Below are 22,190 nucleotides of genomic sequence, written 5' to 3' on the forward strand. Positions count from 1 at the left end.
ATACATTAATAAGGAGGCAAACAGGCAATACCCAACCACGATAATCCTCGATTCAAATATGATTGAGGATTCTCATTCCAATGCGATTTGCCCAACTGTGCACATAAGGAGTACAGCCTTGCAACACATCTCGCCGAGAATCCCAATGTTTTAAGTTCCCGAAGGTACTCCTCCGCCATTTGGGGGCGTTGGCAACGGCACGCAATGCGATAGCAGTGCAGCACAGAAAGGGCATGCGCCTGCCTTTCCCATTTACTGCCAGCCAACCCCATGCGGAACAAAGTTTCTAGCACCACGGTATCGCACATGTTTTCATAAGCAATACGCTGTTCGTAGGATTGCATCTTCTGGGAATGGCTTGTGGAACGCACCAGATAACCACATAACACTTCCGATGTTTCAACGGTACGAAAATGATAGCCCAAAGGCAACAGCAATTGCCAGTTCTGGCCTGCATCCTTTCTCGTATATATTTCCCGGGCAGGGTTGATATCCAAAAAACTCCTTGTTTTTGCAAGACAACACATGGCTCCCAAAAAAGTTTTCCTTAACAAAACATCCCGAAAAAATCGATCATAAACATACACGTCCTGACCAGCGGGCATATAATATCCGATTTCTGCATCATCTTCCTCTCGTATGCAAACGGCATTGCAGCGCACTAAAGCCACATCGTCCGGCTGCGAACGCAAAATGGCAACACGCCGGGAAATCGAATCGGGAAACAGAAAATCGTCCGGATCCGGCCATGAGAAAAACTCTCCTTTCACATACTGCAGGCCTACCTGCAACGCTACTGATTGCCCCTGATTGGACTGCCTTATCGTATCGACCTCATATCCTCTGGCTTTCAATAAAGGAACATACCGTTCGATCACATCCCATGTTTCGTCAGTCGACCCATCGTCGATCAAAATAACATGCAACCGATCATATGTTTGCTGCAAGAGAGAATCGAAAAAACGCGGCAAATATTTCGCCACGTTATAACATGGCGAAATCAAGCTTACGAGCCCTTCTTCAAGAACCGCTTCCATACACGGGACATAACATGGGACAAACGCACGGTCAAGAGTTTTCTTTCCGGCAAGAAAATCGAAACCATAGACAAACAGACAACAAACAAAACCACGCATCCTGACATTCGTATCATCAGCGAGCTGGCATCAAGGGGCAAACAAAGCACATAATCAAAAATGTAAATAGCGCCAACAACAGGCACACCCGTTGTAACCGCATAAAGCAGATACTTGCCAACATACCGACGGAACGGCAAACCGAAATAATCCCGATACAACACGAACGGACGTATCCAGCACGGTGCCACCAGCCCGCTCACCACCGTACCGAAAAAGACCCCGGCCATTCCCCAGTACTGCACCATGACCAAACCGACCACAAGATTGGTCACAGCCTGAATCAACGGAGAAAATCGGTCGTTGTAGAACAGCCCGGCACCATTGCGGAACAGGAAAGGTGCCTGCCTCATACCGTACAGATACAAATCTGTCGCAATCAGAGCCACGACCGTAAAATCCAGAATATACTCGGAGCCGAGCCATACAGAGATTATATTGTTGGCACAAACGCAGAACCCCATAGAAACCAAACCGAAAACAGCGCAGGACAGGAAATTGATCTCTTGAAACACTTCATACACGCGTTCCCGGGACGATGTGGCCACCAGATTGCCGATACCCGCTGTCATATTGCCGAAACAGGCCGTCGCCACGGGTTTAATGGCATTCAACAGCGTCAGGTAATTGGTGAACATGCCGACGGCGGTAATATTCACGAACGCGCCGATGATCAGGCTGCTGGTGCCGTTGATGCAGTAATCGCCGATCTTGTGGAAGAACATGGCCTTCACATTCTTGACGATCTCCCGCTTCTCCGGCTCGCTCAGTTTCTCCTGCGGTCTGGTGCTCAACCACGGCCAATTTCGGCGTGCCAGAAAATAGACCATGATGCGATCTCCAAGCGCCACCACGAAGCCGGCAATGCACAATGCCAGATAATTTTGAAAAACAAGCAGCACGGCTACGGCGACGCCGAGATTGACGAACTTGAAGATCTGCGCGAAATACGTCAGCACATATTCCCTCTGCGTGGCCGAAAAAAGCGTCGAATTGTACGAAAAATAATAGGAAACGACCGTCGAGGAAAGCGTAATGAAATAAATCCAGTACACATGCTCGATATTCTCCGAACCCTTAGCGATATCCGGAAGAAAGGGCATCAGAATCATGCCCAAAACGAACACGACCAGCCCCAGCCATGCATAAATCTTCCGGTACAGCCAGATCAGCGTATGCATTTTCGCCTGATTGCCTTCGGCAATCGGCTTGTACAGGCTGAACACGATACTCGTCCCGATACCCAGTTCCGTCAGCGACAACATGCCGAGCACATTGCCGAGAAGACTTCCGATGCCGAGATATTCCACCCCCAGCATGGAGATGAACATCTTGCGCCAGACGATCGAATAAATGGCCGTCCCAACGAAACTGATCAGCGTCGCCGTAAAATTTTTGGCGTACTGTTGTGTCCGGGTTCCTGCCATGCGCACGGAAACATACAAACAGACCGGAAAAAATGCAAGATTTATTCCCGAAGATTTGCTGCCGTTCAGGCGATTGACTTCACCTGAACATGGAAAACAACCGCGTTCACAGCACCCGTGCCCAAAGAACCTTCAAATAACGGCCCTCAGGATAGGTACTCAGGAAGGGATGGTCCCAGCCGGGGCCGGACATCTGCACAATCTGCAACCGGCGACCCAGCCGCTGCGCGGCCTTGATCACCGTCTTCTCGAATTCTCCGGGCGAAACCAGACCGGAGCAGGAACACGTCACGAACAACCCACCGGGGCGCACGCACTGCAATCCCAGCATATTCAGGTCATGATACTTCTTGATACCCTCTTCGTAGGCCTCATCCCTGCCCTGTACGAACTTGGGAGGATCCAGCAGCACCACATCGAACAAGCGGCCGTTCCTCACCATCTGGCGGGCATACACGAAGGCATCCGCATGCACGAAATCGATACGCTGCTGCCCATTGATATTGGCATTGCGCTTCGCCATCGCGATCGCCTTCTCGTCGAGATCCACTGCCGTCACCTCGGCAGCTCCTCCCAACTTCTTGGCCAGAATGGAAAAGCCTCCGCTGTAGCAACACAAATCGAGAACAGTCTTACCCTGCACAAGCTGCGAAAGCTTCAACCGATTATCGCGCTGATCGCAGAAAAAGCCCGTCTTGTGTCCCTGAGCGAAATCCACTTCGAATTGAACGCCATTCTCATGAATGCGTACCAGCCGCACGGGATCACTCGAAGGAGCCTGCCGCGTATCAATACCCTCCATGCGGGCAATGGATTCATCCACCTGCACCACATGGCGGCTCGTACCGCACAGTTCATGCAGCAGGGGCAGCCAACGGTCAAGCCTCAGCCACGCGCCGAGAGTCGACACTTCGAGGCTCAACACATCGTTATATCTGTCCACGATCAGCCCGCCGATACCGTCCGAATCCCCATGCAGCACACGGTAGGCATTCGTCACCTCGTCGAGGCGGCATACATCGCGCCTCCACGCCACCGCTTTGCGGATCGCATCATCCAGCGCCTTCTCGGTCAGCACATCGCGGCCATGGGCCAGCACGCGCAGAGGAGTGCGGCTCTTCTCGTTCCAGAACCCGCCGCCGAACAACTCGCCATTCTTATCGTACACATTGATCAACTGGCCGTCCCGGGCATCCGGACTCACCGCGCCCAGCATGCGGGGGAAAATGGCCGGATTATACGAAAAATACTTCAACTGCACCCAGGGAGCCGTCCATTCTTCGCTGCCCTCGGGAGCATCTTCCCGGCGCATGCGGCTCACAGGCTGTACCGGGCGATTGCCGGATGGTTTCGGACGGAACGGGCGGTCTTGATAGCGTGGCTTGTGAAATTCTCTCATGATCGGGAATGGACGTAGCGCAGCACGGCATGGCGGATTGCTTCGCGTGCATCGGGCATCCGTATGCCGAGCTGCAGAAGACGTTCATTCCCCATCGCCGTGTGACGCGGTCGAGTATCGCGGAAAGAAAGCATTTCGTCCAGCTTTTGTTCAACAATCACGCTTTTTCCTTCGGGAAACCCCATCTCCGCCAGAACCTCCAGCACGACGGACGCATAACCATACCAGGACATCGGTTCGCCGGAACTGCATACATGCCACACACCGCCATCCACCTGCCGCTCACACATCGCCAACAGAATACGCACAACATCATCAACATCCGTCGGCAGTGAAAACTTGTCCGCCACCGCAGTCAAAGGCTCGCCAGCCAAAGCCTTCCGGGCGACGGCCTCCGCAAAACCGGGCTTGCCGGGATGACCGCAAACCCAGGACACCCGCACCACAACCGCATCGGGATACTCCTCCAGCACCTGCAGCTCTCCCTCCCGCTTGCTCTCGCCGTACACGCAAACCGGCTTGCAGCCAGCATCCTCCCCCTTCAACCCCGGCCGCCTGCCATCCAGCACGTAGTCCGTACTCAGATGAATGAACCTCTTTCCCTCCCGGGCACAGGCACGGGCCATCATCGCCGGAGCCACCGCATTCACCAAATGGGCAGCCAACGGATCATCCACACATGCTTCCAGACTGCTGATTGCTGCACAATTCACCACAGCCTCTGCGGAATCTTCCGCTACGCGCCGCTCCACTGCGTCTCCATCAGCCAAATCGACCTCGCCGCGAACACAGGACGACACCTCCCAACCGCCTTCAAGAAACCCTTGCACGGCCCTGCTTCCCACACGCCCAGCCGCCCCGAATATCAATACCTTTTTCATGTCGATTCTCGCTTCTTTCCTGCTGCCGCATATATCACGCATCGGCGGCACTGCTTGTGCAGAGAAGCAGTATAAACCGAATCCCCGCCGTCCGCCAGCCCAAACACCGCGTATCGCTCCGGAAATACAAGCCATTTCCGGCTCTCGGAATCCACACTTTATCCTTGCAATTCCGTTGTTTTTACCTATACTTCCCGCGCACTGCCCTTGCCCGGGCAGTAGATCCATCCAAACATGAAAAACATGAACGTAGCCATTGTCGGAGCCACCGGTGCGGTGGGCGTCGAAATTCTCTCCTGCCTGGAAACCAGAAACTTCCCTCTGGCTTCCCTGAAACTCCTGGCATCCAAACGTTCAGCCGGTAAACAGGTCGCCTTCCGCGGTCAGACACTCACCGTCGAAGAACTCACGCCGGAATCCTTTGCCGGAGTGGATCTCGCCCTCTTCAGCGCCGGCGGCGACATCTCCCGCCAGTTCGCACCCATCGCCGCTGCTGCTGGCTGCGTCGTCGTGGACAACTCCTCGGCCTTCCGTCAGGACCCGGACGTACCGCTCGTCGTCCCTGAAATCAACCCGGAAGCCGCCTTCGACCATCCGCGCAACATCATTGCGAACCCGAACTGCACCACCATCATCACCCTGATGGCCCTCTACCCCCTCCACCTCCAGTTCGGACTCAAAACCGTCATCGCCTCCAGCTATCAGGCCGTCTCCGGCAGCGGACAGCAAGGCATCGCCGAACTCGAAGGCCAGGTACGCGCCATCGTCGACGGCCACCCGGTCGAAAGCAAAGTCTATCCCAAGCAAATCGCCTTCAACCTCATCCCGCAGATCGACAACTTTGCGGATAACGGCTACACCAAGGAAGAACTCAAAATGCTCAACGAAGGGCGCAAAATCATGAGCCTTCCGGAACTCAACGTCACCTGCACCTGCGTCCGCGTCCCCGTATACCGTTCGCACTCCATCTCCGTCGTCGCCCAGTTCTACAAACCCGTCGACCTCGAACTTGCCCGCAAGGCATTCGACGGCAAACCCGGCATCGCCCTGATGGACGATCCCGCCACCCGCACATGGCCGACCCCGCTCGACAGCACCAACGGCGACACCTGCTACGTCGGCCGCATGCGCCGCGACCTCGCCGTCGACAACGCCCTCAACCTCTGGGTCGTCGGCGACCAGGTACGCAAGGGGGCTGCCCTCAACGCCGTGCAGATCGCCGAACTGCTCGCCTCCAGATAACAAAACGAAAAACCTGATGCGTGTGGCTGCTCCGGCGGCTGCACGCTCTTTTCATCATGACCATCCGAGAATACATCGCCGCCACGGCGGAGCAAGTCGACCAGGCGCTCGACAGCATGCTGCCGCCGGACACCGCATCCCCCGCCACCATCCATCAGGCGATGCGCTACAGCATCTTCGCCGGAGGCAAACGCATCCGCCCCGTCCTCTGCATCGCGGCGGCCGAAGCCTGCGGAGGAAATGCCGCCACGGCGATGCCTGCCGCCTGTGCCGTCGAAACCCTGCACACCTACACCCTGATCCATGACGACCTCCCCTGCATGGACAACGACGACCTGCGCCGTGGCAAACCGACCAACCACAAAGTCTTCGGCGAAGGCATCGCCGTCCTCGCAGGCGACGCCCTCCTCACGGAAGCCTTCGCCATGCTCGCCCGCCTTCCGGAAAATGCAAGCTACAGCGTAGCGGACTATGTACGCGAACTGGCCGAAGCCACCGGCAGCCGCCAACTCATCGGAGGCCAGGTACTCGACCTCGAAGGCGAAGGCCGCCAGCTCACCATCGAAGAACTACGTGCCATCCACAACGGCAAAACATCCGCCCTCCTCACCGCAGCCATCCGCCTCGGAGCCATGAGTGCCGCCGCTGCCTCCGAACAACTCGCCGCCCTCACCGCCTACGGGCAAAACCTCGGCCTCGCCTTCCAGATCATCGACGACATTCTGGACATCACCTCCACCCCCGAAACCCTCGGCAAATCCATCGGCAAAGACGAACAGGCAGGCAAAGCCACCTACCCCGCCCTCGTCGGCATCGACCATGCCCGGCAGGAAGCCCGCGACCTCACCGTAGCAGCCTGCAAAGCTCTCGACATCTTCCCCGAACAGCAGCGCACACGCCTGCTTGCACTCAACGACTATCTACTCAACCGCAATTATTGACCCTACCGACATGGTTAGCAACAACATTTCAGAACTGATCGACCTCGCCCTGAAGGAAGACTTCGGCACGGGCGACGTCACCTCCGAATACTTCGTCCCTGCCGATCTCAAGGCCCGTGCCGTCCTCACCCCGCGCAGCAAAGGCGTACTCTCCGGCGTCGAAGTCGCCGCACAGGTATTTCGCACCGTCGATCCGAACCTTCACATCGAAATCTACCTCAACGATGGAGCCATCGTCGGCCCCGGGGCCATCGTCATGCTCATCGAAGGCAATGCCCGCTCCATCCTCGGAGCCGAACGCACCGCCCTCAACTTCATCCAGCGACTCTCCGGCATCGCCACCCTCACGCGCCGATACGTCAAAGCCATCAGCCACACCAGCACCCGACTGCTCGACACCCGCAAAACCACCCCCGGTTACCGGCTCCTCGAAAAGGCCGCCGTCACACACGGAGGCGGCACCAACCACCGCCTCGGCCTCTACGACCGCGCCATGGTCAAGGACAACCACCTCATGACCGACGGCAACACCGAACACCTACAAGCCTGCATCAGCAAACTCAAGGAAGAAAAACCCGGTGTTGAAGTCCAGCTCGAAGCGGACAACCTCGACCAGGTAGCCGCCTTCCTCAAACTTGAAGGAGTCGACCACATCCTCCTTGACAACATGAGTCCCGAGCAAATGAAACAAGCCGTCGAAATGCGCGGACAACGCTCGCTCCCCCTCTACGAGGCCAGCGGCGGCATCACCCTCGAAACGGCACCAGCCGCGGCCGAATCCGGCGTGGACTTCATCTCCTTTGGCGTACTCACCCACTCGGCGCCGTCGCTCGACCTCGGACTCGACTTCTCCATCGAAGACAAATAACCCCCGCTCAACACATCTCATCCCGCAACGGCCCGCCGCCATTGCGGAATAATCCTTTCAAGCATTCAAAATGAAAACGGCCGCAGCATAATACCTGCGGCCGTTGCCTTATTTACTGCCAGAAAACCCGGAAGAAAAGAATCATTTGCGGCGGCGGCGCAGCATCAATCCGGCCAGAGAAACAAGACCGAAAGCCGCACTTGCCGGTTCCGGCACCATCTGCAGCGTCACTGTCCCTCCGTCGATAATGGCTCTCATATTCGCGCCAAGACCGGTCAGATTGCTCTCGGCAAGAGTCACATCCTTACCCGTAATAAACTCATACGTACCTGCGGACAGTCCGGTAAGATCAATCGTAATATTGCCGTTAATGGTCGCATTTTGCGTAAGAATGAGCGAACTGCCTCCTCCGAGAAGAATATCCCCAAGAAAAGTCGAACCCGTAAAGGACTGAGTACCCCCACCCGTCATGGAGAGATTCAGATATGCCGATGCAGCACCCATGGCTCCGCCGTAAACATAAGACTCAGCCCCGGTAAGCGTCAATACAAGATCCGTTCCCGATGTCGTCAAACGTTCCTTCCCGGTAAGATTCGTACTGCCGGTAATACCCGCAAAAGAAGCATCGCCTGTAATGGACAATGTACTGAAACCAAGATTGGGCGTACATCCGTACTTCGCCGAAGCAGTATCGTACGCCTTGGCTGCAGTACCGAAAATATATTGCGCAGCAGACATGCCAGTCCCTCTATACTGCACGGTAACACCACCATTCCATCCGTTCGTCACGGAAACGGAACCGGAAAACGATTGGCCGGAAACACCTTGAAGATTGACCGTCGTATCTCTGGTACTCTTGATCGCCACACGGACATTGGCATGCCCCGCAAACGTCGCATTCGCAAACGACACTGTCCGGGATGCGGAATTCTCGGAATTGCTCCAACCGATCACGGCGACATCCTCTCCGATCACGGAAGGAACAGCGGCAGATGCTGCAGCAAAGGTAAAGATTTGGTTGAACGACGTATTCTGCGTCTGAGAAAACGTAAGAGCGCCGCCTTCTTCGATCGTATAATCCTGTACGGTAGACTGGTAGGCCGTTGTATCGCCGGTTTTGATTTCTACCGCAGACACGCTGGAACACAATCCTGCCGTCAACACGCAAATCATTGATGGATAAAACAAAAATTTCATAACAGACAAATGATTAAGATGGATAAACCTACCGGATTCCTTATCCGTTATAACATTACTATATATATCTTTTGTTTCTCATGGGCAAGATCCCGAAAAGGAAAAACATGGATGAAGGATAAAATACAAAAAAATATCGTTTTACGAAACTTTCATATTGACGACGGATAAGGAATCCGCGAGCCATACATGGGAGGAAGAGGGTGATTTCCCTCGTTTCCGTGTTCCGGTATGCAAGAGAGCCGGAGGGGGCTGTTCCCCTCCGGCTCTGCCGTTGCGTGGTTGCGGTCGGTTGGTTTGCGCCGTTCCTTTAGAAGTTGTAGCGGTAGCCGATTCCTCCGCTTACTTCCGTGCTCCGGCTGCGCGCATCAAGGTTGATTTCCATGAAGATGCTGCTTTGCAGTTCGACCGGTATCGTGAGTCCGAGGCCTACTTCCACTCCCGTGCTTCCGGGTTTGATTCCTTCTACCGTGCGTTTGTACCCTTTCGCGTCCGCAAAGGCTACGTCCGCTTCTACCTGCCGGTCTCCCACGTCCTGCAGGAGCATGGCCCGCGCTTCGAGGGTGGCCGTCCGGTTGAAGAGGTTTTGCCCGACGGAGGCGATGTAGCGGCCGCCCACTCCTACCGTGCCGTAGGTGGTGTCCATGTTTTCGACGCTGAGGTTGGCGTTGCCCGCTCCCGTTTCCGTGTAGCCTTTCATGCGCGCGCTGTTGAGGCTGGCGTTGAAGAGGGGCTGGACGAGGGATTTGTAGTCGGTGTCCAGGGCGATGTCGTAGGCGAGTTCGTACATGGCGCCGAAGCTGCTGCCGTCCGTGGTGCCGCTGGTTTTGTACTGGCCGGCGCCGTAGTTGACGGTGCGGTCGAGGTCGGCTTTCGCGGTGCCTCCCGTGAGGATGCCGACGTGGGACCATTTGCCGCTCTGTCCGCGGAGGTAGAGGCTGGCGAGGTAGCTGTCGACATGTCCGCTGGCGGTGTCCGCTCCGGTGGCGGTGAGTTTGCCGTAGTTGGCGGTGAAGGCGACGCCGAGGGTGATGTGGCGGCTGATGTCGCTGTCAGCTCCGATGGTGCCGCCCCAGCTGCTGAGTTTGTAGCCGGGCTGGTCTCCGTTCTGCGAGATGTCGCTGTTGGCTCCGTTGAAGCTGGCCCAGGCGTTCCAGTAGGGGAGGTCCTGCTGGACGACGGAGGGGTCGATTCCCATGGTGACGGTGCGGTTGCGGATGGCTCGCATGTTGCGTTCCTGGGTGCCGAGCTGCGCCGCGTTGAGGGTGGTGACCGTGGCCCCTGCAGCCGCCGCCATGATGGTGTTGGCTGCCGCTTTGCCCGATGCCGTGTTCTGGTTGATCTGGTTGTCGAGTTCCGTCATCAGTCTGGAGAGGTTGCTGTCTGCAGCCGTCGCCTGCGGGTTGACCGTGACCAGCATGTTGTCCAGCAGGGCGCCGCCGGCACGTCCGTTGACGGTCGTGGCTTCATGGACGTAGAAGCCGCGCGTGTTGGCGGAGGTGGTGAGGACGAGTTTGCCGTTTTTGACGTGGACGGTGGAGAGGTTCGCATCAAAGTATTTGCTGAAGAGTTTGTCGTAGGAGATGGTGTAGTTGCCGTCTCCCGTCAGGACGACTCCGTCGGCCAGGGTGATGTCGATGGGCATGCTGCCGTTGATGATGCTTTGGTTGCTCGCTGCAGAGAAGCTGAAGCGGGCTCCGTCCGATACGTTCAGGACGCCGGTGTTGCTGATGAGGGGGCTGTCGCTGTTGGGGAAGAGTCCGGCCGCCGCCGTGTTGACGATGAAGCCGAGGGTGCCGCCCGCTGCGATGGAGCCGCCGTCGATGCGAAGCTGGTTGTTCTGTCCGTTGCCGTTGGCTCCGTTCAGGATGACTGTGCCGCCCTGCCCGATGTTGACCTGGCGGTAGCTGGCGTTGCCTCCGGCGTAGTTCAGGGCGATCGTGCCGCTTCCCGTGGCGGTCAGTGCGGTTTCAAGGCCGCCCGTGCCGTTGATGGCGAGGGTGCCGTTCGTGTTGGCCAGGGTGCCGCTGTAGTTGTGCAGGTCGCCCTCGATCGTGCCTCCGGCCGTGGTGGTGACGTCGCCGGTGCCCGTGAGGCTGCTGCCCGCGGCCATTTGGAGGCCGCGTACGGTGGCGGAGCTGCCGTCTGCAAGGTCAAGGCCGGTGGAGGCGGCGAGGTTCAGGGAGAGTCCCCGGATGCTGCTGTCCGCGGCCAGCATGAGCGAGCCGTTCCGGATGTCGAGGTTGCCGGTGTTGTCGCTGCTCGCGAGGCTGCCGGTGTACATCGATGCCTGCGGCAGGGCCAGGATCATGGTGGCGTTGTCGGCCACGTCGATGGAGCCGTTGGATCCGGCGGCAAGTCCGTTTACCGTGAGGGTGCTGCGGTTGCCTCCGATTTCCATGCGGCCGCCCTGCAGGTCCAGCGTGCCGAGGGTGGTGCGGCTTTGCGCTCCCGTGGCGGCGAAGGTGCCGTGCGCATCCACCTGCAGCGCCGAGATGTCGTTGGTTTTGCCTGCACCCGTCAGGGCGAGTTTGCCTTCTTTGACTTGAAGCAGGCTGTTGCTGCCAATCGTGACGTTGCCGCCGATGCCGAGGCCGTATGTTCCGTCTTTGACCAGTTTCGTGTCGGTGGCGGTGAGGTTGCCGAGGTAGGTGGTGTCCGATGTGCCGTTGCGCAGGGTGACGAGCGTCTGTTCGCCCGCGACGCTGCTCTGCAAGGTGAGCGTGGCCGTGCGGCTGGCTTCGCCGTTGCCGTACATTTGGTTGATGACGAGGCCGTCCGTTTTGTCGGCAGGCGCCGTGCCCGGCAGGTCGATGAGCATGTCATGGTCCATCTGGACGGCGGTGAAGCCGTCCAGGCTCTGATAGGTTGCGAGCGTGTAGGCGTCCGGCTGCGTCAAGGCTCCGTCCACGGAAGCCACGAAGACCGTGTTCAGGCGGGCGGTGAAGTTGATGTTGCCGCCCTGGATCTGCGTGTCCGCGACTTTGAGAGACATCGAGTTGCCGAAGACGATGTCGCCGATGTTCGCCGTCAGCGTTCCGTTCGTGGCAAACAGGCTGACTGTGGCCGAGTCGTTGCCGATGGCCGTTTTCAGCGCTGCCACGAGTTCGTCGGAGAGGTTGGCGGTGAAGGCGCCGTTGACAGTGAGGTTCGCTCCCGTGACGATGCTTTTCGCGGTGTCCGCACCTGCGCCGTTGATGCTGGCCGTTCCGGTGCCGAAGGTCAGGAAGGCCGTGTTCAGCGTTGCCGTACCCGTCAGGCCCGTGATGCGCGCTCCGCCGTTCGTGGTGCGGAGCGATGTGATTTTGGCGGCGTCCATGCCTCCGAAGTTCGTCGTCAGCGCACGGGCCACGTTGATGTGGACCTGTCCGATCGTTCCAGTCGCTCCCGTGATGTTGCCTCCCGTGACGGTGAGGGCGCCCATGTCGATCCCGTTCAGGTTCAGGCTGCCCGTGCCGTTCGTGCCGCCCGTCATGGCGATGGCGGTGGCGTTGTCCACCGTGCCGTTCAGGTCGCCCGAAGAGAGGGTGAGCGTGTGCGCTCCGCTCAGGCGGGAGGTGTCCGTCATGACAAGGTTGTCCATCGTGGCGTTCGCGTTGAGCTGGAGGCCCGTGCCGGCTCCGAGCGCGACGTCCGCCGCTCCCAGCGTGCCGATGAAGGTGCCCGTGCCCGCGAGGTTGAGCGTGCTGCCCGCTACCTGTGCAATGGTGCCGGCCAGAGTGGCGTTGCCATCCGTGCTGAGCGTGGCGTTGCCCGTCATGGTGAGTTTGCCCGTGTAGGTGCTGGCGGCAGCTCCGAAGGTGAGGGTGCCCCCGTTGACGGTGGCATCGTAGCCGACGGCCGCATTGCGGTCGGTGAGCGTGCCCGTGAGGGTCATGGTTTTGTCGCCCAGCGCCAGCGTGAAGCCGTTGGCGAAGGTGGTGGTGCCCGTGAGGTTGAGGGCGCTCGCCGTGCCGTTGAGGGTGATGCTGCCGCTGTAGGTGGTGGCGCCTGCCAGTTCCAGTACGCCGTCAGTGGCGGTGATGGCGGCGGTCGTGAGCGCCGTCTGGCTGAGTTTGAGGGTGCCGGCTCCGCTCTTGGTGATGGCGGTGGTGCCCAGGTACTCGGTCCATGTGACGATGCCTGCCGCCTGCGAGATGTCGATGTGCGCGGCGGTGGAGCCCGCGGCCAGCGTCAGGTTGCCCGAGAGGATGTCGTCTTCCCAGCCCGAGGCGTTCGCCCCGTATTTCAGCGTCGCCCCATCGCTCATGGTGACGGTGCCCGTGCCCAGCGCTCCCGCCGTCCGGATTTCCGTCGTACCATCCCGAAGTTCTACATTCGCAAAGTGGTTGTTCACTCCTACAACCAAAGTGCCAGCACCGTTCTTCACCAATGACCCAGTCGTCGTGAAACCGGCGCCAGCATTGAAGTTGTAGGTATTATCCGCGGAGATACTGACAAGAATATCCTTCACGCTTAAGCCTGCCGTATCGACATTCAGCAAGTTTGTACCTTCTGCAGTGAAGGCGTCGTCGGTAAAATAGATACTGTCGGTCACAGTAGGCGGTCCGGTAATGCCCTGTTTCGTCCATGCGGTTGCCTGATTGGCGTCGGTCGTTTGCCCGCTCCACACATAGGCGTTGGCGAGATTCAGCCCCACCTTCAACCACAATTCGCCATTTGTCATGTACTCCAGCGTATAGGTCAGATCCGTGGTGGAAGCCGCTGCAGATACCATGGCATCCGTCAGTACGCCTCCATCCCACAGAGCCACCTTGAGGTGGTCGCCGATGGTGAAATCGGTCACTCCATTGAAATCAACGACCGTACCTGCCGGAGCATCCCCCCGGATATTCCAGAAGTTGTCGGCGCTCGTGTAATAGATTGTTCCCGTTTGAGAGAAGTTGCGAGTGTTCAGGGTCACGCCGTTACTGATGGTGATACCTCCCGCAGCGGTTCCGCCTGTACCGGCCGTCAGCACGGATGCACTGTTATCAATCCGAATCGCGCTTGTGACGGCAAACGTTCCCAGATTGATCGTACCCCCATCGGCCACGATTGTGCCCGTACCGGCAAATCCGGTGCTACCGGCGATAAGCGTACCGCCTTGCGCCTTGATCTCGCCCGTGAAGTTGGTTGCCGTACCGCTCAAGGTGATATTGCCGTTTTCGATCTCAATCACACCGTTGCCGCCCAGCGCACCGCCATACGTCAAAGCGTTCGAACGGTTGAAGATCAGGGTACCTGTCGCATCATCAGTACTGTACACATTGATGTTGCCCGACCACTGCCCCGTCGTACCGCCATTACCGATGGCTACGATACCTTCATGAACATCCAGATCCGCAGGGGAAGCGTTTGCACCGGTAAGGGTCAACCTGCCAGAGCCATGTTTGATAATGCCTATGTCGCGAGGTGCATTTTGCGCTTCGAAAACACCGGCAAAAACCGTATCCGTATCCTGCCTTAAAGTAATATACCTATAATTTTCACTGGTGGACGGATTTGTATTAAACCGCCCTTCAATGCGGCTGGAAGCATCACCGGAAAGACCGCCAAGAAGCAAGCCGTTCGCCTTGCCGTGGTAAGCGGATCCAAGCGTCATTTTGGTGGTCGCAGCCAGAACGATGGAACCATATTTGCCATCTACCGGAGCAAGAAATTGCGATCCATTCGCCTGATTCATGACCCACTGGTTGTTGGTGCTGTTCGTAGACAGAGTCAAGGTACCCGTAAAGGCATTGTTTGTCGTCAAGACAACCGGATTACCGGTATACACACAGGTAATGTTGCCGTTTCCTGCAAGTTTGAAATTGGTATTGACATTGCCAGAGCCACCCATGCCTGTCAGTGTCAGACGAGCATTCTGATCTGCGACATAGGATTGTGCATCAGCATATGCCACTGAAGCCGACGAACCTTCCTTGAGACGCAGAGTACCATTGCCGGTCACTGCCGACATCGTACCGTACTGCACATTTTCTCCGATAGACAGCGTACCGCTGTTCGCAATCGCTCCTGATCCGAGTACGCCAGCCGTGCCCGCCGTCAGCGATGCTCCGGCATTCACCGTAATGTTGCCGCTCAGTGTGGAACCACCCGTAGCCGAAGTGAAGGTATAATCGCCACCGCTTACCGTAATGCCAGCCGTTTGGAGCTGGCCTTGCAACACGATGTTCTTGATACCGGAAGCGGCAGTGAATTCCACGGTATCCATCGCATAGAACATCGAAGCATCGGTTCCGTTCAACCATGCTTCCGTGGCTTTACTGTCCCATACCTGTCCCGCCGTTCCATTCCAGACAAGATTGGCGGACGCTTTGGTACCCGTAACGGTCAGAACAAGATTCGTACCCGTCGCATCCCATGCAAGCGTTGCATTCTGGCCTCGAACAATCTGATCGGTATTGAATACAGTGGCAGCCGTGTTGCCTGCCACGGTCGATTTCAAGACGGTCAGCGTCTTTGCATTCGTCAGATTGGCAAAATCGAAATTGAAATTGAGCGTATTGGAGGCACCCAAGGCAGCTGTTCCCGTGTAGTTCAAAACACCGGGCGTATTCGCCGAAACGTTGATACCGAAACGTCCTGCACCGGATGTATAGGCAGCAAAGCTCACGTCAGTCGTTCCACCGACTGTCAGTTGGCCTCCCTGCATATTCAGGTTGGAAAGCGTACCCAGCGTACCGGTTACATTCAATGTGCCGTTGCGCACAATAACATTGCCCGTTAAAGCACTCGTTCCGCTTGCAACCAAAGTACCGACACCGTCTTTGACGAGTGTTCCCGCGCCGCTCAATGCCCCGCTGAGGGTAATCGTGCCGCCGGTACCCGTATAGGCTCCTGCCACAGTCGTTGCAGATGGGGCATAACGGTCCGTATTGAACGTCACGGTCGTACCGCCCGCAAACGCCAAATCTTTCGCGCCGGTCCAGTTGGTCGTACTATTCAAAATACCGATCGTACCTCCGTTCAAGGTCAGATTCGTCAATGACGTGCCGAAACCACCTGTACCGACGTTCATCATCGCACCTGCATTCAAGACGATCGTCGCCACCGAACCGGGTGTCCCTGCATTTCTGGTAATTTGCAGGGAATTGATATTAAAGATACCGCCATCATTAATCGTGAGCGTACCATTGCCGTCGCGCAGAGAAATGCCCGCATTCAGGACATTCAGGACGCCGGAAACCGTCATCGAATGATTACCGGGATAATTGGCCAGCATGAACGAAGCCACTCCGGCGGATGCATCATTCGTATTGCCCGTCACATTCATCACAATGCCACGATTGACAGTTGTCGCGCTGGCTCGGTTGTCAACGGCCATCGCAAAACGTCCCGTCGTCAACACACCGCGTTCCGAACCGTCGGCTGCACCCAAGGTCATATTGCCGGAAACATAGAAAGCCCCCGCGACAGACAATGAACCGTTGTTTACCAGATGCACCGTTCCCGCCGTATCGCTGCTGAACGCAAAGTTGCCTGTCACATTGGCATTGACTCCATCGGCAAATGTCACCTGATTGCTGCCAGCCAGCGCAAGACTGCCCATCGTTACGCTACGACCGGCAAACCTGACTGAAGAGCCGTTACCCGCATTCACAGTCACGGTACCGGCTGCATTGAATACATCGGATACGATGGACAGCGAGGAAGTAGAAGCATCAACGGATTCAGAAAACAGCGAGACGGCTCCTGCCGCCGACACATCGCCGGAGACAACACCCTGATTGCCGCCCCATACGCGCAACGTGCCCGCGCCCAGCATATTGATACGGCTGGCTACGGCTGCGCCATGCATCGTCAAAGCTGCATTGGCCTGCAATTCGATCGTACCGCCCGCATTCAACTGAGTCGGGCCCGTGTACAAATTCACGCCTCCGGCCAGTACAAGTCTGCCTCCGCTATTGAGTATCACTTGCGTCGTCGTTCCGGTTACTGAAGACAAGGTCATTGTGCCGCCTTGATTCACCGTATACAAAATAGTACCCAATCCCGCAGTCGTGAGGCTGGCATCCTGATTGACATTCAGACTGCCGTTACCCGTTACATTCCATGTGCCGTAAGCAGCCTGATTGAGAGCAAGCGTGCCGCCATCCAGCATCAACTGTCCGCCGCTTTGCATCACACCGCCATTGAGCGTCAAGGTGGCGCCGGTCGCCACTTTCAGCGTGCCGCCCGTCAGCGTCAACGAACCGTCGACGATCATATTGCCGCCGGCAATGGAAAAGCCATTGGCCGTCGAGCCGGAATACAACAGATTGTCGTTCACGGTGAACGTGTCGGTCACGGTCAATCGGTTGGCATCTCCGGCTACATCCTGCAGAATGAGGCCCCCGATCACGAGATCCTTTTGAAGGGTCACATTGCCGCCGACACGAATATATTCATGAGTCGGATCATTGACCGTGGCTCCGGTCAATTCGGGCAGCGCCATAAAAGCCAATTCGCCGGAAGCCTGCCGGGTAGCAACACCCGTACGAGTACCATCGGTCAGATACAGTTTCGCACCGGTCAAACTGTCGGCATACAGTTTCGCGACATTCAGATCATCGACGGATACCATCAGAATACCCGTACCGGATACATCGCCGAAGCGGGCTTCCGTTGCACCGGTCAGAACAAGCCTGTTCATGCCGTTGCCGACAACGACCGAACTGAAATTCTGATTGCCCGTCAGGTTCAGGCTGGTCGAATCAGACAGACCGAGATTGGCCATATTCATGGACGACGCCGTGGCCGTGAATGCACCGTTTGCAAATGCAATCGATGCCTGATTATTGACGGCCACATTCGCCAGGGTATGCGTACCGCTCATGGACAGAACCAAGGTACCGCCATTCACGGTGATATTGCCATTGAAATCAGGATTGGTTCCGGATAATGTCTGCGAACCGGTTCCGGACTTGACGATATTCACATCGGCAGCAATATTGCCGCCATACACGTAATCTCCCGTATTATTGATCGTCAGCGTATTTCCGGCCGTACCGTTCAGCACATTGCCTACACCGGAAAGCCCGGCGATCGTCGCATTCGTCGTACCGATCCAGAGGGCGGTATTCTGAGCCATATCGATCACCGCATTGCTGGCAGCTTCGTTATGTTGCAATACGAGGCGGCTGACATTCACATTGGTATTGTTCGTTGTCAGCCTGATGGTTCCCGTAAACGAACCGGCAGCATCCAGATAAAAGTTGTTGACGCCTGCGAGGTCTCCCGCCCCACGATTAAGTATGATCGTGCCGGCTCCATCCAGCTTGGTCAAATAATAATGCTTGGCCCATTGGCTGTTCAACGTGGCATTACTACCCGCCGCGAATTCAATACCCTGATTGAAGGTATAGGAACCGTCCTCGAAATGCAGCATGGATGTTCCCGACATTTTGACATGCGAACTGATGGCAACCGTCTGCGCCTTGTTGGATTGCGCGGCCGTCCAAAGATGCAGATTCATGCGACCACCATTCTGAATTTCGATCGTATTGCCCAAACCGCAAGTTGCCCCTGCTGCTGCCGCTCCCGTATTACCATTACCCCATGTCAAAGCCGCACTACCGGAAACGAGGATATTGCCCGTAAAACCGGCATGGTTGGTAGCATTCAATTTCACCGTGCCAGTGGCCCCGGGAGCAGCGATCTGCCATGTACCCGAACCCGTAATCGCATTATTCACAGTCAATGTATTACCATTCGCCACCGTGATCTTTGAACCGTCACTCAGAATATTGACCGTACCAGCGAACGTCGTATTACCTGTTATACGCAAAGCAGCTCCTCCGTATTCATTGGCTTCCGTAAACAAGGAACTGTCGCCCAAATGAAAATTGTTGTTCAGGGTCTGGGCACCATCGATCCACAACTGACCACCTGCTACATAAATCGTTCCAGCATTCGTCAATTGATTGGCAGTCATCAAATAACGACTTTGTGCAAACCAGACGGAATTGGCCGTAATCGGGCCATTGAGCGTCATTTGACGGCGAGCATAGGATCCCGCATTATTCGGATCCGTCAATGTCATCAACTTGATATCACGCCCCGTTGCCGTAATGGAGGATCCGGTATTGCCTTCGGTCGTATAATTGATCACCGAATTGGCTGTCACGGTAATATCGCCTCTCGAAGCCGTGCCTGAATTCACATTATCATACGTCACGCCATCCGGTCCGGGGAATGCAGCCATGGGCAACACGGCCGCAGAAAACGCGGTCGGTACCACATAGGACGATTCCCAATTCAAATCTTGGGAAGAAGCCGTAGCCGTTGTCGTACAACATACCGTAACGGCAAGGCAGGAAAGAATCGCTGTTCGCAACGCAAGGGGGAGATGCAATTTCATATGGATGAAAAATGAGGACTAAAATGAGAACTATTATAACAGGAGCTGATAATGCATTGTTCGAAAATCCGCATCAGAAACGGATAACCGCATGAATTTCAAGCGTTCCATACAATCACCCGATCCAGACACACCAAGACGGACACTCAATCCGACTTAATATAATTTCCGAACACAACGACTATAGCAAACGGAAAACTGTGTGTCAAACCATAACGTACAAAAAGAATACCGAAATAGCGACTCATGAGAAAAGAAATGATACCAAGCAACTACCAATGAAAAATGATTGATTGTATCCAAGGTGGATTCGAATTCAACCCATGATCATTTTTACTTTCAAATCAAGATCCCCCATGCGATGCAAACCAAAATCTTGTAAAACAACGGCCATGCAAAAATCCTCATTGTTTTCATTTTTTCTGAAATAAAACGCATGAATTCCACGTATTTTGAGGACGGATTCAGACATTCCGTTATTCGGAACGATATAAGATCATGAAAAAGAAAACCCTTCTGATGCTTGCCGCATGCGCGGCAGCTCCATTGATGGGGCAGGATGCCCGGCAAATTGCGGATTCGCTCACCATTCCGCAGATCGAAGCGGGCGCCAGGCAATTGCCCATGCCTCATGCACCCGGCGCGACAATCCAGCTTCTCGGAGCCGATTACGAACAGATTATCGACAGCAAGGGGAAAATAGCTCCCGTGCTTGCAGATACCCCGGTCAATGTCAGCTTCAAGGTCACCAAGGACGGCAAGGAAGCGGTCAGCAAGGACTATGAAATCATGCTGAAAGCCCCGGCAGCCGACCAGGGCAACCCCAAACCCCGCGTCATCCCGGAAATTCTCCAATGGAAAGGCGGCCAGGGCGCATACAAACCGGGCGATACCGTGACGATTGCCTGCTCCGACAAAAAGCTTGCCGAAACCTTTGTCGCCGATCTGGCGGACATTCTGGGCTGCAAGGTGAAGATCGTTGCTCCCGGCCAAAAGGCGGACATCTCCTTCGGCACCACCAAAGAAAGCAACATCGGCGAGGAAGGTTACACACTGGACGTCACGCCGAAAGGCGTCACCATCGCCGCTGCCACCCCCACGGGCCAGTACTGGGGTACCCGCACCCTGCTGCAGATGCTGCGCCAGAACAATGGCAGCATCCCTTGCGGCACCGCAGTGGACTTCCCCCGCTATCAGGTACGCGGTTTCATGCTCGATGTAGCGCGCACCCCCTACCCTCTCAGCTACATCAAGGATGTCATCCGCACCATGTCCTGGTACAAGATGAATGACCTCCATCTGGTCATCAACAACAACTACATCTTCCACGAACAGTATGTGGACAAGGGCCGCGACCCGTTCAAGGAAAGCTACACCGCCTTCCGCCTTGAATCCGACATGAAGGGGCCGGACGGCACTCCCCTGACGGCCAAGGATCTTTTCTACACCAAAAAGGAATTCGTCGACCTGATCAATTATGCCAAAAGCCGCGGCGTCAACATCGTCCCGGAATTCGACACCCCCGGCCACGCGCTTTCCTTCACCCGCCTGCGCCCGGATCTGATCTACAAGGGACCGATGAACCATGACAAGCGCCGCTGCGAGATGCTGGACGCCGCCAACCCGGAAACGATCAAGCTTGTCAGCCAGGTGTTTGACGAATACCTCCTGAAAGATCCCAAATTCGGCCGCCCTGTCTTTGAAGGCTGCGATGTCATCCATGTGGGTGCCGACGAATTCTACGGCGACAAGGAAGACTACCGCCACTTTGCCGACGCCGTCCTCAAACACGCGCTCAAGCGCGGCCATACGCCGCGCATCTGGGGCAGCCTCAGCACCAAGCCCGGCAAAACGCCCGTAGTCAGCAAAGGCGTACAGATGAACCTCTGGAACACCGGCTGGATGAAGGCGCAGGAAGCCGTCGATCTCGGTTACGACGTCATCAATACCAATGACGGCGCGCTCTATGTCGTACCCTATGCCGGTTACTACCGCATGGACAAGAACCACAAGGGACTCTACAACAACTGGATTCCCAACCGCATCGGCAACGAAACCCTGCCCTCCGGCCATCCCCAGCTCATCGGCGCATCCTTTGCCATCTGGAACGATGAAACGGACATCAAGCACTCCGGCTATGCTCCTTACGATATCTGGGGCATCGTCTCCGATTCCATGGACATCCTCGGGCAAAAGATGTGGGGCAAGGCCAAAGCTCCCGACACCTTCGAACAGCACCGCGAGCTCGTGGCTGCCATCGGCGATGCCCCCCGGACCAACCCGCTGCATAAATGGAAGGATGCCAAACCCTTCACCGTCACGCCCGGCAAGCTGCCCCAGCAGCTGAACCAGCCTGCTCTTGGCCCCAACTACCACCTCACGATGGAAGTTGAACTGGCTGCCGCCCCCGAAGGCAAGGAACAGGTTCTCCTTTCCGCTCCGGAGGGAGAATTGCTCGCCGTGATGAAAGACGGCACCATCGGCTTCCGCCGCGACGATACGCTTGAATTCTCCTTCGGCACCAAACTGCCCGTCGGCAAAAAGGTCAAGATCGAACTCATCGGCGAACCGGAAAACACCCGCCTGCTCATCGACGGCAAGTCCGAAGGCACCATGACGCTCAAGAGCTTCCGCAACCCGGACGAAAACTTCGGTCCCCGCACCAAGGGCGTGCGCTCCACCTTCGTTCTCCCCTTGCAGACGCTCGCACCTTCCTTCAACGGAAAGGTATTCAGCTTCAACGTGAACCCCTCATAATCCGGGGCAAGCATACCG

At 56.5% G+C, this 22,190-nt stretch carries 11 protein-coding genes; 4 read left to right on the forward strand and 7 right to left on the reverse strand.

Translation table 11 applies throughout. The features are described 5' to 3' along the window. Nucleotides 1-5: 5 nt before the first annotated feature. From PYTT_RS00135 to PYTT_RS00150, 4 genes are all read right to left on the reverse strand, one after another. Nucleotides 6-1,037, reverse strand: coding sequence for a glycosyltransferase family A protein (locus PYTT_RS00135; RefSeq protein WP_067772959.1), 1,032 nt, complete (start codon nucleotides 1,035-1,037; stop codon nucleotides 6-8). Next, the gene (locus PYTT_RS13525; RefSeq protein ID WP_067772965.1) at nucleotides 1,007-2,563 is read right to left on the reverse strand and encodes a lipopolysaccharide biosynthesis protein; all 1,557 of its coding nucleotides are present in this window, start codon (nucleotides 2,561-2,563) and stop codon (nucleotides 1,007-1,009) included. Before PYTT_RS13525 ends, PYTT_RS00135 begins: the two co-directional genes overlap by 31 nt. Nucleotides 2,564-2,669: 106 nt before the next feature. Next, nucleotides 2,670-3,962: a class I SAM-dependent rRNA methyltransferase gene (locus PYTT_RS00145; RefSeq protein ID WP_067772968.1), complete on the reverse strand. Its 1,293-nt coding sequence runs from the start codon at nucleotides 3,960-3,962 to the stop codon at nucleotides 2,670-2,672. Further along, nucleotides 3,959-4,843 (reverse strand): SDR family oxidoreductase, encoded by an 885-nt coding sequence (locus PYTT_RS00150; protein WP_071133161.1) that lies wholly within the window; start codon nucleotides 4,841-4,843, stop codon nucleotides 3,959-3,961. The genes PYTT_RS00145 and PYTT_RS00150 overlap by 4 nt, the downstream gene beginning before the upstream one ends. A gap of 234 nt (nucleotides 4,844-5,077) precedes the next feature. On the opposite strand from PYTT_RS00150, the gene PYTT_RS00155 reads away from it, so the two are divergent. Genes PYTT_RS00155 through nadC form a run of 3 tightly spaced genes read left to right on the forward strand, consistent with a single transcriptional unit; the run spans nucleotide 5,078 to nucleotide 7,894 of the window. Next, complete coding sequence (locus tag PYTT_RS00155; protein ID WP_067772974.1) at nucleotides 5,078-6,085, forward strand: aspartate-semialdehyde dehydrogenase; 1,008 nt, start codon at nucleotides 5,078-5,080, stop codon at nucleotides 6,083-6,085. Nucleotides 6,086-6,141: 56 nt separating this feature from the next. Beyond that, nucleotides 6,142-7,026, forward strand: coding sequence for a polyprenyl synthetase family protein (locus tag PYTT_RS00160; protein ID WP_067772986.1), 885 nt, complete (start codon nucleotides 6,142-6,144; stop codon nucleotides 7,024-7,026). A 10-nt stretch (nucleotides 7,027-7,036) separates the two neighbouring features. Then, nucleotides 7,037-7,894: a carboxylating nicotinate-nucleotide diphosphorylase gene (gene nadC, locus PYTT_RS00165; protein WP_067772977.1), complete on the forward strand. Its 858-nt coding sequence runs from the start codon at nucleotides 7,037-7,039 to the stop codon at nucleotides 7,892-7,894. A gap of 141 nt (nucleotides 7,895-8,035) precedes the next feature. Here the strand turns inward: nadC and PYTT_RS00170 are convergent, their stop codons facing one another. From PYTT_RS00170 to PYTT_RS13155, 3 genes are all read right to left on the reverse strand, one after another. Further along, entirely contained in the window at nucleotides 8,036-9,091 is a 1,056-nt protein-coding gene (locus PYTT_RS00170; RefSeq protein ID WP_071133162.1) for a hypothetical protein, read from the reverse strand. Nucleotides 9,092-9,401: 310 nt separating this feature from the next. Further along, nucleotides 9,402-19,259, reverse strand: coding sequence for a hypothetical protein (locus PYTT_RS00175; protein WP_172801727.1), 9,858 nt, complete (start codon nucleotides 19,257-19,259; stop codon nucleotides 9,402-9,404). Nucleotides 19,260-19,731: 472 nt separating this feature from the next. Further along, nucleotides 19,732-19,887 (reverse strand): hypothetical protein, encoded by a 156-nt coding sequence (locus PYTT_RS13155; RefSeq protein WP_156850299.1) that lies wholly within the window; start codon nucleotides 19,885-19,887, stop codon nucleotides 19,732-19,734. A gap of 26 nt (nucleotides 19,888-19,913) precedes the next feature. Here PYTT_RS13155 and PYTT_RS00180 point away from each other — a divergent pair, with 26 nt between their 5' ends. Further along, complete coding sequence (locus tag PYTT_RS00180) at nucleotides 19,914-22,172, forward strand: beta-hexosaminidase (RefSeq protein WP_067771998.1); 2,259 nt, start codon at nucleotides 19,914-19,916, stop codon at nucleotides 22,170-22,172. The last annotated feature ends 18 nt before the right edge of the window (nucleotides 22,173-22,190 follow it).

Origin of the sequence: Neoakkermansia glycaniphila (assembly GCF_900097105.1) — a bacterium.
In the GTDB taxonomy this organism is placed as follows: Bacteria; Verrucomicrobiota; Verrucomicrobiia; order Verrucomicrobiales; family Akkermansiaceae; genus Akkermansia; species Akkermansia glycaniphila.